Genomic DNA, 17497 nt, shown 5'->3' on the forward strand with positions numbered 1-17497 from the left:
TGACCAACATGACCGACAACAGCATCAACCAAGCCTTCGAAGCCGAGTGCCGCGAGCAGATCGCCCAGCAAGGTGACGACCCGAAACTGACCGGCCTGGCCCGCGATTTCTTCAACGAATCGGCCAAGCACAAATACAGCTACCACTTCTCGTGGATGGGCCGCCCGATCATCCAGCTGCCGCAAGACATGATGGCCATGCAGGAGATCATCTGGCAGGTCAAGCCGGACCTGGTTATCGAGTGCGGCATTGCCCACGGCGGTTCGATCATCTACTACGCCTCGCTGCTCGAGCTGCAAGGCCACGGCGAAGTGCTCGGCATCGACCTCGACATTCGTCCGCACAACCGTGAAGCCATCGAAAGCCACCCGATGGCCAAGCGCATCAAGATGATCGAAGGCTCAAGCATCGACCCGGCCATTGCCGCTCAGGTGCAGGCCGCCGCCAAAGGCAAGAAAGTCATTCTGGTCCTCGACTCCAATCACACCCACGATCACGTGCTCGAAGAGCTGCGCCTCTACGCGCCGCTGGTGTCGGTCGACAGCTATTGCGTGGTCATGGACACCGTGGTTGAAGACATGCCGGCCGATTTCTTCCCGGATCGTCCATGGGGCCCGGGCGACAACCCGAAAACCGCCGTGTGGAAGTACCTGGAAGAGAACCAGGACTTCGAAATCGACCAGCAATTGCAGAACAAACTGCTGATCACCGTGGCGCCGGACGGCTACCTGCGTCGCGTTCGTTAATTCGCAACATTTACCCAGAGTTGTTTCGGCGAGTCGCCGGTTGTGGAGAGAAGTTATGCAAGGCAAGTACAGTTCTGAACTGACGCTACCGCTCGATGAGCTGTTGACGGTGGTGCTCATTACCCACAACCGACCGGCGTTCCTGCGTCGGGCTGTGAAGTATTACAGCGACTTGCCCTGCAAGATCATGGTGCTCGACTCCTCGCCGGAACGTCCGGAAGGCGATTTTTCCGCCGTCGATTACCATCATGTGCCGCAATTCGCGTACTGGGGGATGCAGGCCAAACTGGCCTATGGTGTCGAGCAACTGACCACGCCGTACATGGTGCTGGCGGCCGATGACGACTTCATCCTGCATGATTCATTGGCCGAATCCGTGGGTTTCCTGCAGGCCAATCCGGATTACGGCATGTGCCACGGCTACTGCCTGATGTACCTGACGCTGGCCGGTGGCGTCAGCTACTACCGCCGCGACAAAAAGGTCCAGGAAGACTACTGCTCTGAACAGGCTCAGGAGCGGGTCATCGATTACATGAGCCAGTACATCCCGCCGTTCTATGCGGTGACCCGTACTGATCTGATGAAGACCTGGCACTCGGCATTGCCACCCGGCACCAGCTTCCAGTGGCAGGAAATCGGCCATGTCTATTTCCTGCTGGCCAGTGCCAAAGCACGGATTCTGCCGATCCCTTATGTGGTTCGGGAGATCAACTACGGTGCCTCCGAACACAGCACCGAGGTGTATCACTCGCTGACCTACGTCGATGCCAAATCGGTGGCCGAGCGTGAAGCCTTTGCCGAGTTCCTTGCCGCGCTGCCAACCCAGATCAAAGGGCTGGACGCCGAGCAGGGCAAAGCGCTTGCCCTGCAAAGCTTCGAGGCAATGGTCGACAGCCTGCAATCGAATCGAGCGCTGACCGCGGAGCTGATCATCCAGTCCACCTGGAATCAGGAGCTCAAGTACCCGGATCGTCGTTTCGGGCCTTTGCAGTACGTGGAAATGCCGTTCTACAACGAGGCATTTTTCGACCGCCTGGCGCAGTTCGAATTCATGCTGCACGCCATGCCGGCGGGGCGCATCCAACTTGAAGGCCTGGAGGGCGTCTGGACCCGTCAGGCGCACTTGCTGCAAGCACGCAACAACGACACGCCGGAAAGCGTTCTCGACCGTTTGTGGCAGGCTCACGATCTCAATGCGTTCAATCGCACCGTGGTCAAGCGGCTGGCGGCTCAACTGACTTCGATGGGCCAGGCCGAAGAGGCGCAAGCGATGCAGGCCTGGATCGAGCGTCTCGAAGCGTTGACCGTCGATGACCATCATGCGGTCATGGACAAGATGCAGTCCGGTCGCCTGCTCAACTGGCTGGCCGCACGTGCGCCCGGCGCTCACCTCGAGGCAATCGGCCAACATCTGGCGGTGAATGGCGGCGGGCCGCAGTTCGGCATTTTTCTGCTGGATCTGGACGACGACATCGACAAGCTTCAGGTGTCTCTCGACAGCTTGCTGGAAGGGCAGTGCAAGGCCTTCCGCATTGTCGTGTTCACCACCGGCGAAGCGCCCGCCGCGACCACGGCACAGAACACCCTGCATTTTGTCCGAGTGACCGCGGGCAATCTGATCGACAAGCTCAATCAAAGCGCTCGTCAATCGCCGTGTGACTGGCTGCTGTTGGCTGAAGCCGGTGATGAGTTCACTGCCAGCGGATTGTTGCGCGCCAGCCTGGAGTTGATGAACGCCGGCGATTGCCGCGCGGTATCCACCGACGAAATCCAGCGTCAGGAAAACGGTGCCCTGACCGACGTGTTCCGGCCGGGCTTCAACCTTGATCTGCTGCTGAGCCTGCCAACGCTGATGGCGCGGCACTGGCTGGTACGGCGCGATGCGCTGGTCGAAATCGGCGGCTATCGCGCCGATTTCAGTCAGGCACTGGAACTTGATGTGCTGCTGCGTCTTATCGAAGAACACGGCCTCAACAGCCTGGCTCACCTCGACGAGCCGCTATTGATCAGCCAGGCACCAGAGCTGGTCGAGAATGCTGACGAGCGCCTGGCGCTGCTGCGCCATTTGGGCAATCGCGGTTACAAGGGCAAAGTGACGTCAGCGATCCCGGGGGTTTACCAGATCGACTACCACCACAGTGATCGTCCGCTGGTGTCGATCATTATTCCGGCGGGCAGCGATCTGGCGGTGCTGCAACGTTGCCTTGAAGGTGTGTTGCTGCGTACCCGTTACCATCACTATGAAGTGCTGATCGCCGCCACTGCGGATCAGACGGCTGAGATCAATGACTGGCTCGGGACTTACAAGCACTCCAGAGTGCAGGTGCTGCGTACTGATCGGACGTTGAGCGCAGCAGGATTATTCAACGCAGGCAGTCGTCAGGCGCGTGGCGAGTACCTGGTGCTGCTCGCCGCCGATGCGGAAGTGGTCAATCCGAACTGGCTCGACTCTTTGCTCAACCATGCTCTGCGTCCGGAGGTCGGCGTGGTCGGGCCAAAACTGATCGACCGTGATCGCAAGATCAGCCAGGCGGGATTGATCCTGGGCATGAATGGCGGGGTCGATTCGCCCTTCGTCGGTGAAGATCACGATGCCGACGGTTACCTGCACCGCTTGGCGGTGGAACAGAACTACTCGGCGGTATCGAGCGTGTGCCTGATGGTCCGCAAAGAGTTGTACGAGGCGCTCGGCGGTCTGGACGAAAGCACATTTGCCGAGGGCTTCAGCGATGTCGATCTGTGCCTGAGCGCCGGGCAGGCCGGTTATCTGACGGTATGGACTCCGGCGGTGCAAGTCATCCATCAGGGCGGTATGCCTGACGCCCCGCAAGCGCTGCTGGCCCTGCGCGAAAAATGGCCGGCGGCATTCGTTCAGGATCAGGCCTACAACGCGAACCTGAGCCTGAAGGGCAAAGGCTTCGTGCTCGATGACAATGCTTCACTGGACTGGGCACAGTTGCTCGCTTAAGCCTGGCGACAGGGACGGAATTGAAAAAATGTTCAATGGTAAATCGATCTTCATCTCCGGCGGCACCGGCTCGTTCGGGCGCAACTTCATCCGTCGCTTGCTGGAGCAATACCAGCCCAAGCGTGTGGTGGTGTTCTCCCGCGACGAGCTGAAACAGTACGAGATGCAGCAGACCTTCAATGCGCCGTGCATGCGTTATTTCATCGGTGACGTGCGTGACGCCGACCGCTTGCGTCAGGCCATGCGCGGCATCGATTACGTGGTGCATGCCGCCGCGCTAAAGCAGGTGCCGGCGGCGGAATACAACCCGACCGAATGCATCCGCACCAACGTCAACGGCGCGGAAAACATCATCGCCGCTGCGATCGATAACGGCGTAAAGAAAGTCGTCGCGCTGTCCACCGACAAGGCGGCCAGCCCGATCAATCTGTACGGCGCGACCAAGTTGCTTTCGGACAAATTGTTCGTCGCCGCCAACAACATTGCCGGCGAGCAGCAGACCCGATTCGCGGTAGTGCGCTACGGCAATGTCGCCGGTTCGCGCGGCTCGGTAGTGCCGTTTTTCAGCAAGCTGATCGCTGACGGCGCGCAGGAGTTGCCGATCACCGACGAGCGCATGACGCGGTTCTGGATCACCCTCGACCACGGCGTGCAGTTCGTGCTCGACAGCTTTGCGCGGATGCACGGCGGCGAAGTGTTCGTGCCGAAGATCCCGTCGATCCGCATCGTCGATCTGGCGCGCGGCATGGCTGAACATCTGCCGCACAAGAACGTCGGCATCCGTCCCGGCGAGAAGCTGCATGAGTTGATGGTGCCGCTGGACGATGCGCGCATGACCCTGGAGTTCGAGGATCACTACACGATTCAGCCGTCGATTCGTTTTACCAGCGTCGACGTCGATTTCGCCGTCGATAAACTCGGTGAACGTGGCCGTGCGGTGGGCGAGGATTTCGAGTATCGCTCGGACACCAACCCGCATTTCCTTTCAGTGGGGCAGATCGCCGATCTGCACGCGAAGCTGTCGGTATGATTCCTTACGGTCGGCAGAGCCTTGATCAGGCGGACATCGATGCGGTGGTCGAGGTACTGCAATCGGACTGGCTGACCCAGGGGCCGACCATCGAACGCTTCGAACAGGCCATGGCCGCGCGCTGTCAGGCGGATTTCGCCGTGGCGGTGTGCAATGCCACGGCGGCGCTGCACATTGCTTGTCTGGCCGCTGACCTGGGGCCGGGCGATCGCTTGTGGACTTCGCCCAATACGTTTCTGGCTTCGGCCAATTGCGGGCGCTATTGCGGCGCCGAGATTGATTTCGTCGACATCGATCCGCTGACCTGGAACCTCGATGCCTTTGCCCTTGAAGCCAAGCTCGAACAGGCCGAACGCGACGGCACGCTGCCCAAAGTCCTGGTCGCCGTCGCGTTCTCCGGGCAGAGCTGCGATATGCGCAAGATTGCCGACCTGGCGGTGCGCTACAACTTCACCGTGATCGAAGACGCCTCGCACGCGGTGGGCGCCAGCTACGCCGGGCGTCCAGTCGGTTGTGGCGACTTCGCGGCGATGACGGTGTTCAGTTTTCACCCGGTGAAAATCATCACCAGCGCCGAGGGCGGCATGGTCCTGACCAATCGCCCGGCGCTGGCCGAGCGCCTGCAACGCCTGCGCAGCCACGGCATGACCCGCGATCCCGAGCACATGACCGAGCCGAGCCACGGGCCGTGGTATTACCAGCAGATCGAGCTGGGTTTCAATTATCGGATCACCGATCTGCAGGCGGCGCTGGGTCTGTCGCAGCTGCGCAAGCTGGATGAGTTTGTCGCACGTCGGCGCGAACTGGCCGCACGGTACGATCAGTTGCTTGCTTACCTGCCGCTGACCTTGCCGAGCGCGCAGCCGGAAGCCGATTCGGCGTGGCACCTGTATGTGGTGCGCGTGCAGACCGAGCGCTGCAACCTCAGTCATCGTCAGGTGTTCGAAGGTTTGCGCAACGCTGGCATTGGCGTCAATCTGCACTACATTCCCGTGCACTTGCAGCCTTACTATCGTGAGCTGGGCTTTGCCGAGGGCGATTTCCCCGAGGCCGAGCGCTATTACGCCGAAGCGATCAGTTTGCCGCTGTTCCCTTTGCTCAGTGAGGCACAACAGGATCAGGTGGTCGAGCAACTGCGTCGGCTGCTGCTTGAGGAGTAAGGCACCGTGAGCTGCGTCGCGATCATCCCCGCCCGTGGTGGCAGCAAGCGCATACCGCGCAAGAATCTCAAACCGTTCGACGGCGTACCGATGATCGTCCGCTCGATTCGCACGGCGCTGGAGTCAGGGCTGTTCGAGAGCGTTGTGGTCAGCACCGACGATGACGAAATCGCCGACTTCGCACGAGCACATGGCGCTGAAGTGCCGTTCATGCGACCGGCCGATCTGGCCGATGATTTCACCGGTACCGCTGCGGTGATCGTGCATGCCTTGCAGCAATTGCCGACGTTCGATTACGCCTGCTGCGTGTACGCGACCGCGCCGTTGTTGCAGGCGCGTTATCTGCGTCAGGGTCTGGATTTGCTCAAGCAGCATCCGCACAAGTCGTTTGCCTTTTCGGTGTGCGGTTTCGGTTTCCCGGTGCAGCGCGCACTGACCCTCGACGAGGAGGGCGCTTTGATGTCCATGTACCCCGAATTTCGTACCACCCGTTCGCAGGATCTGCCCGAAGCGTTTCAGGATGCCGGGCAATTTTACTGGGGGCGCAGCGAAGCGTGGCTGCGTGGCGAGACGCTGTTCTCGCCAGCGAGCCTGCCGGTGATCCTGCCGCGTCATTTGGTCCAGGACATCGACACCCCCGAAGACTGGCAACGCGCCGAATATCTGTACGCCGCACTCAGAGCCGGCGGGGAACTGCAATGAGAGTGCTGATCCGCGCCGACGCCTCGCCAACCATCGGCAGCGGCCACATTGCCCGCTGCCTGACCTTGGCGCGGGTGCTGCGCGGGCAGGGCAGTCATGTCGCATTCGCCTGTCGGCGTTTGCCCGGGCATCGACTCGAAGCCTTGAATGCCGAGGGCTTCGAGACCTTCGCGCTGCCCGAGCGCTATCGTGACGAAGACCCGCTGCAGGCTATCGAATCGATGTTGCCGTGGCAGTTCGATATTGATGCACTGGGCCTGCTGCTGGACGGGCAGGCACCGTTCGACTGGATCATCACCGACCATTACGGCCTCGATCATCACTGGCAAACCGCCGCCCGGCGCTGGGCGCATCGAATCGCCGCCGTGGATGATCTGGCCACGCGGCGCTACAGCGTCGATCTGCTGCTCAATCAGAACCTGTCCGGTCTTAGCGAAAACTACGCGCCGCTGCTCCCCCCAGGCTGTCGCACCTTGCTCGGCCCGCGCTACGCCATGCTGCGCGAAGAATTCAACTGCGATGCCATCGAGATCAAACCGAAGGCCCGGCGTGTGCTGGTGAATTTCGGCGGTTTCGACGCGGCGAGGCAGACTCATCATGCGATGCTGGCGCTGGCTGATTTCACTGAGTTGCAGGTGGACTTCGTCGCTGGCGCCGACAACCCGGCGTGGACGCAGATGCAAGCGTTGGCCGAGACGCGACCGAACTGGCGCCTGCACAGTTTCGTCAGCGATTTCCATCAGCGCATGACTGAGGCCGATCTGTTTATCGGCGCCGGCGGTGGCACCAGTTGGGAGCGCGCGGCGTTGGGTTTGCCGACGATCTGCATCGCCGTGGCGAATAATCAGCAGGCCAACGGCGAAGTCATGGCCGCTGCCGGTGCGCATGTGTTCATGGGCGCCCGCGAGCAGGTCAGCGTCGAGCAGTTGCGTGATGCGGTTGGCTTCGTCGTGAACAATCATTTTCTACGCCGCAGCCTCGCCGAGCGCTCGCGGCAACTGGTCGACGGGCGCGGTGCCGAGCGTGTGGCGGCGGCGCTGGCCGGGGCAGTGCTTAAACTGCGCCCGGCAACCCTGGACGATGCGCAGTTGCTGTTCGATGGACGCAATGCCGAAGCAGTGCGGCGCTGGTCGCTGGAAACCGGCGTTATCGATTGGGCGCAGCATCTGCACTGGCTGACGGCGAGTCTGCGCAATCCGCAGCGGCTGCTGCTGATTGCCGAGGCGGACGACGGCCCGGTCGGGGTGCTGCGTTACGACTTGCGCGGGTTTGAAGCCGAAGTCTCGATTTATCTGCTGGAGGGGCGCTTCGGCCTCGGTTGGGGCAGGGCAGTGCTCAGCCGTGGCGAAGCGTTTGTCGCTGCGCACTGGCCGCAATTGACACGCATCACTGCGCGGGTCATGCCGGCCAATCAGTCCTCATTGAAAGTTTTTCGCGACGCCGGGTTCATCCAGGAAACCTGTGCGTTCAGCCGTGTTTTGAAGGATCACCCGCATGTCTAGTTTCAAGATTGGCCACCACACCATCGGTGCCGATGCGCCGCCGTTCATCATTGCCGAGATGAGCGGCAACCATAACCAGTCTCTCGACGTCGCTTTGCAAATCGTCGAGGCGGCAGCCAAGGCCGGGGCGCATGCCTTGAAGCTGCAAACCTACACCGCCGAAACCATGACCCTGGATTTGGCTGAAGGCGAATTCTTCATCAAGGATCCGGGCAGTCTGTGGGCCGGCACGTCGCTCTACGATCTCTACGAAAAAGCCCATACACCGTGGGAGTGGCACGCGCCGATTTTTGCTCGGGCCAAAGAGTTGGGAATGCTCGCGTTCTCGACGCCGTTCGATGACAGCGCGGTGGATTTTCTCGAAGGCCTCGAGGTGCCAGCGTACAAGATTGCCAGTTTTGAAAACACCGATCTGCCGTTGATCCGTCGAGTGGCAGCGACCGGCAAACCGCTGATCATCTCCACCGGCATGGCCAGCATCGCCGAACTGGATGAAACCGTGCGTGCCGCGCGGGAGGCCGGCTGCAAGGATCTGGTGTTGCTCAAGTGCACCAGCACCTATCCGGCCACGCCGCTCAACAGCAATGTGCGCACGATCCCGCATCTGCGTGAGTTGTTTGGATGCGAGGTCGGACTGTCGGACCACTCGATGGGCGTTGGCGTGTCGGTGGCGGCGGTGGCGCTGGGAGCGACGGTGGTGGAAAAACACTTCACCCTTGATCGTTCGGCCGGTGGCGTGGACGCGAGTTTCTCCCTGGAGCCTGCGGAGCTGGCCAGTCTGGTGGTCGAGACCGAACGAGCCTGGCAGGCCATGGGCCAGGTGCATTACGGCGTCACCGAGGCCGAGCGCAAGTCGCTGGTCTATCGCCGTTCGCTGTATGTCACCGCTGACATGGCTGCCGGTGAAGCCTTTACCGGGGACAATCTGCGCGCCATTCGTCCCGGTCTCGGTCTGCCGCCCAAGCACACCGAAGCCGTCCTCGGACGCCGCGCGCGCACCGCGATCAAGCGCGGTACGCCGCTGGACTGGTCGCTGGTCGAATAGGCCAATCTGCCATCGATTCGGCAAAATAGCGTGACCTGCGAGTCATAACGCGCATCTTCACTGTATTGTATTGACCGGGGAGATGGCGCCTGGCCCGTTTTGCGGTTCCAGTGATAGCCCTTTGCGCTTCCCGTGGCTGCCCGTTGTGGCGGCCGTTTTCTGTTTGTCGGCGCCCCTCGAATCCTTGCGAGCGGTGGTTTTGGGCTGTTTTTTATTGGGAAGCCGTAATGATTGGCATAAAAAGCATTGCGAGCTACGTTCCTGTAGCCGGCGTGGACAATTACGCACAAGGTGCAAAATTCGAGAAGGATGAAGAATTCATCCTGGGCAAGATCGGTTCGGCGTTCCTGCCGCGCAAAGACGCTGAGCAGGAAACTTCTGACCTGTGCGTGGAAGCGGCCAATGCGCTGTTTGCCAGCAACCCTGAACTGAAGCGTGAATCGATCGACGCGTTGATTGTCGTCACCCAGAACGGTGATGAAGAAGGCCTGCCGCACACAGCGGCAATCGTCCAGGACAAGCTCGGCCTGCCGACCAATGTCGCAGCGTTCGATATCTCGTTGGGCTGCTCCGGTTATGTATACGGCATCTACGCGATCAAGGGCTTCATGGAAGCCGCCGGTCTGAAGAACGGCCTGCTGATCACCGCTGACCCGTATTCGAAAATCGTTGACCCGGAAGACCGCAACACCACCATGCTGTTTGGCGATGCCGCCACCGCCACCTGGATGGGCGAAAACCCGACCTGGGCGCTGGGCAAGGCCAAGTTCGGCACCGACGGTTCCGGCGCACCGCATTTGAAAGTCAGCAACGGCGTGTTCTTCATGAATGGTCGTCAGGTGTTCAACTTCGCTCTGCTGAAAGTGCCGGCGCACTTGCACGAGTTGCTCGACGATTCCAATCTCAAGGCTGATGACATCGACGCATTCTGCATTCACCAGGGCAGCGCGGCGATTGTCGACGCCGTGGCGCGACGCTTTGAAGGCGAACCGGAGAAGTTCATCAAGGACATGGTCGAAACCGGCAACACCGTGTCGTCGAGCATTCCGCTACTGCTGGAAAAACACGTGCTCGATTCCGACTGGCAGCGCGTTGCGCTGAGCGGTTTTGGTGTCGGTCTGTCGTGGGGCTCGGCGATCATCTATCGTCCGTAAACTGCAGAAAAACCACTGATACAAAAATAGCGTTCAAGGGTAACCTTGAACGCTATTTTTTTGCCCGAGAAGGAGCGCGAGGCGCCATGAGCGAGTTTTTCCAAGCCAATGCCGAGGTGTTGCAACGGCGCTGGCCGGCGCTGTTTGAGCGATTGATGGCTGAAGACAGCGCGTCCGTGCAGGCCGAACTCGTGCAAGGACTGGGCTCGACGCTGAGCGTCGATGGCATTCAGCTCACCAGTCGCCATGATCGTCTGCATGAGGCGCAAATCCAGGCGGCGAGCCTGCCGGAAAAACCGCATGTTCACGTCTATGGCACTGGCCTCGGCGATTTGCCCGGTGTGCTGCTTGAGCGCGCAGGGCTGGAGCGTCTGTACGTGCACATTCTCAACGGCGCGCTGTTCGCGCTGGTACTGCAACTGCTCGATCAGCGCCAGTGGCTGCAGGATCCCCGGGTCGAACTGTTTTACGCGGGTGATCACCCGGACTTTTTCACCCCGTTCTTTGCCCTGCCGGCCGAGATGTTATTGGCCGATGACTTCAACGCGAAGATCCGCGACCGGCTGATCAATGAAGTACACCTGACATTCAACAATCGCGATTTCGATCCGCAGTCGCCAGAAATCCAGCAACGCTTGCAGGAATGTCTGCCGGTGCTGCTTGGCGATAACGATGTCGCGCAGCTGTTCGGCAGTTGCGCTGGACGTGAAATCTACGTGATCGCCACCGGGCCGACACTGGAGCAGCATTTCGAACGTCTGGCGGCGATCCGTCAGCTTGCTGAGCGGCCGTTGTTCATCTGCGTTGATACGGCCTATCGGCCATTGCGTGAGCACGGCATCGAGCCTGATCTGGTGGTGAGCATCGATCAGCGCATCGGCTTTCGGCATCTGCCGTGCGAGGCGTCCGAGAACATTGCGCTGGTGTACTTGCCGATGAGCGATCCGCATGTATTGAAGGCATGGAAGGGCAAGCGTTATGGCGGCTATTCGGCCAGCCCGATCTACAGCGACCTGCGAGAACAGTATCCACGTGGTGAGCTGCACGTGGGCGGTAGCGTGATCCATCCGGCGGTGGATCTCGCGGTAAAAATGGGCGCGAGCCGAATCACTCTGTTTGGCGCCGACTTCGCCTTCCCGATGAACAAGACCCACGCCGGTTGGGACGACGGCGATCTGGGCCCGCCGCTGGCCCAGGCGCGGCACTGGGTGCGCGATGGTCATGGTCAGCGCGTCAGCACTCAGCTGAATTTTCGCGGCTATCTATGTGTGCTTGAGCGTTATATCGCTGCGCATCCGCAGGTCGAGTTTCTCAACAGCAGCCGCGCCGGTGCATCGATTGCCGGGACCGCTTTCAATCCGGAGTTCGTGCAATGAGTGCGCTGAACCAGAGTCAGCATCAGTGCCGCCAGTGCGCGGCTTTGTTTCGCCTGGGGCGTGATGTCGAGGCGGCGTTGACGATGGTCGATGTATTCGAACAGGCTCAACTATGCCTGGCGTCTGCCTCGGAGAAGGTGCAGCAGGACTGGGCACAGGTGCTCACGCAAATGCTCGACTGTCAGGAGCGCCAGGACTGGTTGGGCCTGGCTGACTATATGGAATACGAACTGGTCGAATTGCTGGAAAGTGCCAGGCGCTGAACCGCTGCGCTGCGCTGGCCCGCGGCTTTGCGTTACAGGCGGTTTTATGACGTCATTTTTTCGCGCTGGATGTGCTGCTAAGTCTTTGTTTTCTCGGGGGTGGCGTGGTGATGGCAAAATTTTTTCAAAAAGCCCTCAAGCAACCTGCAAACCCGACGATAACTATTACGAAGGTTCTCTAGGCCATACCCGGCGGTTGCCAGGGCCGGAAGCCGCAGTACCCAACCAACGAGGAATTCGTCATGGCTTTAACAGTAAACACCAACACCACATCGTTGAACGTTCAGAAAAACCTGAACCGCGCTTCCGACGCTCTGTCCACCTCGATGCAGCGCCTGTCTTCCGGCCTGAAAATCAACAGCGCCAAAGACGACGCCGCTGGCCTGCAGATCTCCAACCGTATGTCCTCGCAGATCCGCGGTAACACCCAGGCCATCCAGAACGCCAACGACGGTATCTCCGTTGCCCAGACCGCTGAAGGCGCTCTGCAAGCTTCGACCGACATCCTGCAGCGTATGCGTGAACTGGCTGTTAAAGCTCGTAACGGTACCAACGGCACCGCTGACCAGACCGCTACCAACGCTGAATTCGCTCAGATGTCTGACGAAATCACCCGTATCTCGGCTGCTACCAACCTGAACGGCAAAAACCTGCTGGACGGTTCGGCTGGTACTGTGACCCTGCAAGTTGGCGCAAACACCGGTTCGGCTAACCACATCGACCTGGTACTGAGCTCCAAGTTCGACGCCGTCAGCCTGTCGGTAGGTAGCGGTACTGTAGTTCTGACCGGTACTTCGGGTACTGGTGCTGGTTCTGCTTCGCAGAACATCGACAACGCGATCACTGCAATCGACGCCGCTATCGCTGCAATCGGTGCAACCCGTGCCAGCCTGGGTGCTTCGCAAAACCGTCTGACCAGCACCATCTCCAACCTGCAGAACATCACTGAAAACACCACCGCTGCTCAGGGTCGTGTACAGGACACCGACTTCGCCGCAGAAACTGCTAACCTGACCAAGCAGCAGACTCTGCAGCAAGCTTCGACCTCCGTACTGGCTCAAGCCAACCAACTGCCTTCCGCTGTACTGAAGCTGCTTCAGTAATCCGGAACAAGTTTAAGCGGGGGAGTGCGCTTGTCGTGCTCTCTCGCTTTTTTACGTTAAGAGGTGATGGGCATGGACATGAGCGTAAAGCTTAACGTGTCTTATCCGGCTCCCAAGCCAGTGACACCGGTTGCTGACAAACCGTCAGAGCTGCCTAAAGTCCAAAAGACTGAAGCACCGGTCGCTGCCAAGGATCAGGATTCGGACGGCGCCAAGTTGAAGCTGGCGGTGCAAGAGATCGAAAAGTTCGTCCAGTCGATCAAGCGTAATCTGGAGTTCTCGATTGACGAGCATTCCGGCAAGGTCATCGTCAAGGTGATCGCGAGCGAGACGGGTGAAGTCGTTCGACAGATTCCTTCCGCCGAAGCCCTCAAACTGGCCGACAGCCTCGCCAATGCAAGTCATGTATTGTTCGACGCCAAGGTCTGATAAATGGCATGAATAGTGTTTGTTCGTTCTCAGGACGCGTGTAACGGTCAAAAGAATGGCAGCAATCTGAAGGGAGATGCACATGGCAAGTCCAATTCTACCGGGTTCCGGACTGGGTTCCGGCCTGGACATCGGCGCGATCGTGACCGCGCTGGTCAACGCCGACAAGTCTGCCAAGCAGACGCAGATCGATACCGCGACCAAAAGCAACAGCCTGAAGATTTCCGGCGTTGGTTCGCTGAAAAGTGCATTGGCGGCCTATCAGAAAGCGATGGGTGATCTGAACAAGGCAACAAGCCCGGCGTTTGCCGGTTTTACTGCAACCTCGGATGCGCCAACTGTCGTCGGTGCCACTTCGGATAAAACCGCCGTGCCGGGTACTTACAGCGTAGTCGTGAAAAACCTGGCCACCGGCTCCAAAGTTGCCAGTGCCGCCTTTGCCGGCGGGGCCGCCAGTGCCATTCCGAGTGGTACTCTGAAAATCAGTCAGAATGGCATTGATTACAATGTCGCGATTCCGGCCAATGCCACCTTGCAGTCCACGCGCGATGCGATCAACACCGCGCAGTCCAGCAATGGCATTTCCGCGAACATCGTGACTGACAGTACCGGCGCCTCGCGTCTGGTACTGAGCTCCAACAAGACGGGCGCCGGCATGGACCTGCAGGTCAGCGGTATCGCCGGTCTCGAGATCGATGGCACCCAGAAGATGGGTGACAGTCCTGCGGCAGGGGCATCCGGTGCGGTCGGTGATGTGGCCAAGGACGCGAGCCTGACCATCGACGGACTGGCCGTTACCAGCAAGACCAACACCGTTACCGGTGCGATCAGCGGCATGACGCTGAATCTGGTCACTGCGAGTCCCGTCGTGGGCGGCGTGCCAACGCCGGCTACTGTATCGGTTGCGACCAATACCGCCGGCATCCAGACATCGCTGCAATCGTTCATCGATTCCTATAACACCCTGAAGAAAACCATCGACACCTTGTCCAAGGCAACGCCGGATGCCGATGGCAATCTGACCGTTTCGGCGGCGTTCACTGGTGACGCTCTGCCGCGTTCGTTGATGGCGGACGTGCGCGCTCAGTTGACAGATCCAGGGGCGGGCGGAGCAGGCCAATTGTCCGTGCTTTCACAGATGGGTGTGTTGACTGACAGTAAAACCGGTTTGCTGACGCTCGATACTGCAGTGTTCAACAAGCGTATGGAAATCCCAGGCATGGCTGGCCAGGTTCAGCAGCTCTTCAGCGGCACCGATGCCAAGAATGGTCTGTTGGCGCGTATGACTGCGGCGGTTGATCCGTACGTCAAGACCGGTGGGCTGCTGGATCAGCGCAGCTCCAACCTGGCGAGTCTGACGAGCGGCTTGCAGAAGCAGCAGGCGGCGCTGGATCTGCGGGTTGCCAACCTGACGTCGACATTGACCGCCAAGTACAACGCCATGGACTTGCTGGTAGGGCAGATGAAGGCAACGGCGAGCAACATCACGTCGTTCTTCAGCTCGCTGAACGCTCAGCAGTCGGCGAAGTAACAGTCAGTAACGACAAAAACCCGGCTACGCTTTATCGGCGTGCGCCGGGTTTTTGTCTTTTGATCTAAAGTTTTCGGACCGGTTGGCGATACACTGGTTATACGAGTCAGCGTGGCAATGAGGTAGAACATGAACCCGATGTTAGCCCTTCGGCAGTACCAGAAAGTCGGCGCCCATGCGCAGACGTCCGAAGCGAGCCCGCACCGCCTGGTGCAAATGTTGATGGAAGGTGGCCTGGCCCGGATTGCGCAGGCCAAGGGCGCCATTGAGCGCAAGGATATTCCCGGCAAGTGCACGGCGATCAGCAAGGCCATCGGCATTGTCAGTGGCCTGCGTGAAGGTCTCGACCTTGAAAACAATGCAGAGGCACTGGCCGATCTGGATGGCCTGTACATCTACATGATGAAGCGCCTCGCCGAGGCGAACATCAGCAGCGATCCCCGTGTACTCGACGAAGTCGCCGGCCTGCTGACCACGGTCAAAGAAGGTTGGGACGCCATCGCGCCCGTGCCGGCTCCGCAGTTCTGAAGGAGATCACCATGAGTCTTGTATTGCAGCGAATTGCCGATACCCGTGAAGCGTTGGTCGGAGCATTGGCCGAACGAAACTGGGAAGCCATCGGCGAGCTGGATCTGGCTTGCCGTTCCTGCATGGAAGACGTCATGGCGGAAGCTTCGCTGGACGAAGTTGCGTTGCGCGATAACCTTGAAGAGCTGCTATTCGTCTACAAAGAGCTTCTCGAGGTGGCAATGGGCGAGCGGCAGGCGATAGCCAACGAGATGTCGCAGATCACCCAAGCGCAAAAGGCTGCAAAGGTTTACCATCTGTTTGGTTGATTAACCGTCAGTTGAACCAGAGATGTGCGCCATAAATTTGACTGTGCACGGTTTTTTGACTTAACTAGTGGCTATTATCAGATTTAGGGCGTCTACAGGCACATGGTGTCCTGCAAGCGTCTCGCTTGCCTTATTTTTCGGGCATTGAGTTGACTAGGGAAGTTGCTATTGCATGTGGCGTGAAACCAAAATTCTGCTGATCGATGACGATAGCGTCCGCCGCCGCGACCTGGCGGTGATTCTAAATTTTCTTGGCGAAGAAAATTTACCCTGCGGCAGCCATGACTGGCAGCAGGCAGTCGGCTCTTTGTCGTCTAGTCGTGAAGTCATTTGCGTACTGATCGGGACCGTTAATGCTCCTGGCGCGCTTTTGGGCTTGCTAAAGACACTCGCAACCTGGGATGAGTTCCTTCCGGTTTTGTTAATGGGCGATAATTCTTCCGTTGACCTGCCTGAAGACCAGCGTCGCCGCGTGCTGTCGACCCTGGAAATGCCGCCCAGCTACAGCAAATTGCTCGATTCGCTGCATCGCGCCCAGGTCTATCGCGAAATGTACGACCAAGCCCGCGAACGCGGCCGTCATCGCGAACCCAATCTTTTCCGCAGTCTTGTCGGCACCAGCCGTGCGATTCAGCACGTCCGGCAGATGATGCAGCAAGTGGCCGACACCGACGCCAGCGTGCTGATCCTCGGCGAGTCCGGCACCGGCAAGGAAGTGGTCGCGCGCAACCTGCACTATCACTCCAAACGCCGCGACGCGCCATTCGTACCAGTCAACTGCGGCGCTATTCCGGCGGAACTGCTGGAAAGCGAACTGTTCGGCCACGAGAAGGGCGCCTTCACTGGCGCGATCACCAGCCGTGCCGGGCGCTTTGAGCTGGCCAACGGCGGCACGCTGTTTCTCGACGAAATCGGCGACATGCCGCTGCCAATGCAGGTCAAGCTGCTGCGCGTATTGCAAGAGCGCACCTTCGAACGCGTGGGTAGCAACAAGACCCAGAGCGTCGACGTGCGCATCATTGCCGCAACGCACAAGAATCTCGAAAGCATGATCGAGATCGGCTCGTTCCGTGAAGACCTCTACTATCGCCTGAACGTGTTCCCGATCGAGATGGCGCCACTGCGTGAGCGCGTCGAAGACATCCCGCTGCTGATGAACGAACTGATCTCGCGCATGGAGCACGAGAAGCGCGGTTCGATCCGTTTCAACTCGGCGGCGATCATGTCGCTGTGCCGTCACGGCTGGCCGGGCAACGTCCGCGAGCTGGCCAACCTGGTCGAGCGCATGGCGATCATGCACCCGTACGGGGTGATTGGCGTGGTCGAGTTGCCGAAGAAATTCCGCTACGTCGACGACGAAGACGAGCAGATGGTCGACAGCCTGCGCAGCGATCTGGAAGAACGCGTGGCCATCAACGGCCATACGCCGGACTTCAGCGCCAATGCACTGCTGCCGCCTGAAGGTCTGGACCTCAAGGATTACCTCGGGGGCCTGGAGCAGGGCCTGATTCAGCAAGCGCTGGACGACGCCAATGGCATTGTTGCACGCGCCGCTGAGCGTCTGCGCATCCGTCGCACAACCTTGGTCGAGAAGATGCGCAAGTACGGCATGAGCCGGGCCGGAGGAGATGAACAGGCGGATGATTGACGCC

The 17497-nt window shown here is 59.6% G+C and carries 16 protein-coding genes; all 16 read left to right on the top strand.

Annotated elements, in window-relative coordinates:
- The first annotated feature begins 8 nt into the window (after positions 1-8).
- Positions 9-746 carry a cephalosporin hydroxylase family protein gene (locus J2Y39_RS02745; RefSeq protein ID WP_038860482.1) on the top strand — a complete coding sequence of 246 codons (738 nt, stop codon included), beginning with the start codon at positions 9-11 and terminating at the stop codon, positions 744-746.
- Between the two features lie 55 nt (positions 747-801).
- On the top strand, positions 802-3714 hold the full coding sequence (locus J2Y39_RS02750) for a TIGR00180 family glycosyltransferase (protein WP_310214943.1): 2913 nt from the start codon (positions 802-804) through the stop codon (positions 3712-3714).
- Positions 3715-3742: 28 nt separating this feature from the next.
- Positions 3743-4744, top strand: a complete 1002-nt coding sequence (pseB, locus tag J2Y39_RS02755) for a UDP-N-acetylglucosamine 4,6-dehydratase (inverting) (RefSeq protein ID WP_041479004.1) — start codon at positions 3743-3745, stop codon at positions 4742-4744.
- A complete protein-coding gene (gene pseC / locus J2Y39_RS02760) occupies positions 4741-5904 on the top strand; it encodes a UDP-4-amino-4,6-dideoxy-N-acetyl-beta-L-altrosamine transaminase (RefSeq protein ID WP_310214946.1) in 1164 nt (387 codons plus the stop codon). The genes pseB and pseC overlap by 4 nt, the downstream gene beginning before the upstream one ends.
- 6 nt (positions 5905-5910) lie before the next feature.
- Complete coding sequence (gene pseF / locus J2Y39_RS02765) at positions 5911-6606, top strand: pseudaminic acid cytidylyltransferase (protein WP_056783782.1); 696 nt, start codon at positions 5911-5913, stop codon at positions 6604-6606.
- Complete coding sequence (gene pseG / locus J2Y39_RS02770; RefSeq protein WP_310214949.1) at positions 6603-8108, top strand: UDP-2,4-diacetamido-2,4,6-trideoxy-beta-L-altropyranose hydrolase; 1506 nt, start codon at positions 6603-6605, stop codon at positions 8106-8108. Before pseF ends, pseG begins: the two co-directional genes overlap by 4 nt.
- Positions 8101-9153 carry a pseudaminic acid synthase gene (gene pseI, locus J2Y39_RS02775; RefSeq protein ID WP_056783787.1) on the top strand — a complete coding sequence of 351 codons (1053 nt, stop codon included), beginning with the start codon at positions 8101-8103 and terminating at the stop codon, positions 9151-9153. The genes pseG and pseI overlap by 8 nt, the downstream gene beginning before the upstream one ends.
- A 227-nt stretch (positions 9154-9380) precedes the next feature.
- Positions 9381-10307 carry a ketoacyl-ACP synthase III gene (locus J2Y39_RS02780; RefSeq protein WP_016771093.1) on the top strand — a complete coding sequence of 309 codons (927 nt, stop codon included), beginning with the start codon at positions 9381-9383 and terminating at the stop codon, positions 10305-10307.
- Between the two features lie 86 nt (positions 10308-10393).
- A complete protein-coding gene (locus tag J2Y39_RS02785) occupies positions 10394-11683 on the top strand; it encodes a 6-hydroxymethylpterin diphosphokinase MptE-like protein (protein ID WP_310214951.1) in 1290 nt (429 codons plus the stop codon).
- Positions 11680-11946 (top strand): hypothetical protein, encoded by a 267-nt coding sequence (locus J2Y39_RS02790; RefSeq protein ID WP_252877687.1) that lies wholly within the window; start codon positions 11680-11682, stop codon positions 11944-11946. The genes J2Y39_RS02785 and J2Y39_RS02790 overlap by 4 nt, the downstream gene beginning before the upstream one ends.
- 242 nt (positions 11947-12188) lie before the next feature.
- A complete protein-coding gene (locus tag J2Y39_RS02795; RefSeq protein ID WP_016771090.1) occupies positions 12189-13049 on the top strand; it encodes a flagellin domain-containing protein in 861 nt (286 codons plus the stop codon).
- Between the two features lie 72 nt (positions 13050-13121).
- Positions 13122-13478, top strand: a complete 357-nt coding sequence (locus J2Y39_RS02800; protein ID WP_041479011.1) for a flagellar protein FlaG — start codon at positions 13122-13124, stop codon at positions 13476-13478.
- A gap of 82 nt (positions 13479-13560) precedes the next feature.
- Positions 13561-15009, top strand: coding sequence for a flagellar filament capping protein FliD (fliD, locus tag J2Y39_RS02805; protein WP_041479012.1), 1449 nt, complete (start codon positions 13561-13563; stop codon positions 15007-15009).
- Between the two features lie 129 nt (positions 15010-15138).
- On the top strand, positions 15139-15537 hold the full coding sequence (gene fliS, locus J2Y39_RS02810; RefSeq protein WP_041479013.1) for a flagellar export chaperone FliS: 399 nt from the start codon (positions 15139-15141) through the stop codon (positions 15535-15537).
- Between the two features lie 11 nt (positions 15538-15548).
- Positions 15549-15845 carry a hypothetical protein gene (locus J2Y39_RS02815; RefSeq protein WP_016771085.1) on the top strand — a complete coding sequence of 99 codons (297 nt, stop codon included), beginning with the start codon at positions 15549-15551 and terminating at the stop codon, positions 15843-15845.
- 172 nt (positions 15846-16017) lie between these two features.
- Positions 16018-17493 (top strand): sigma-54 dependent transcriptional regulator, encoded by a 1476-nt coding sequence (locus J2Y39_RS02820; protein WP_041479014.1) that lies wholly within the window; start codon positions 16018-16020, stop codon positions 17491-17493.
- The last annotated feature ends 4 nt before the right edge of the window (positions 17494-17497 follow it).

The sequence above is a fragment of the Pseudomonas sp. 2957 genome, from assembly GCF_031456345.1.
Classification (GTDB): Bacteria; Pseudomonadota; Gammaproteobacteria; order Pseudomonadales; family Pseudomonadaceae; genus Aquipseudomonas; species Aquipseudomonas siliginis.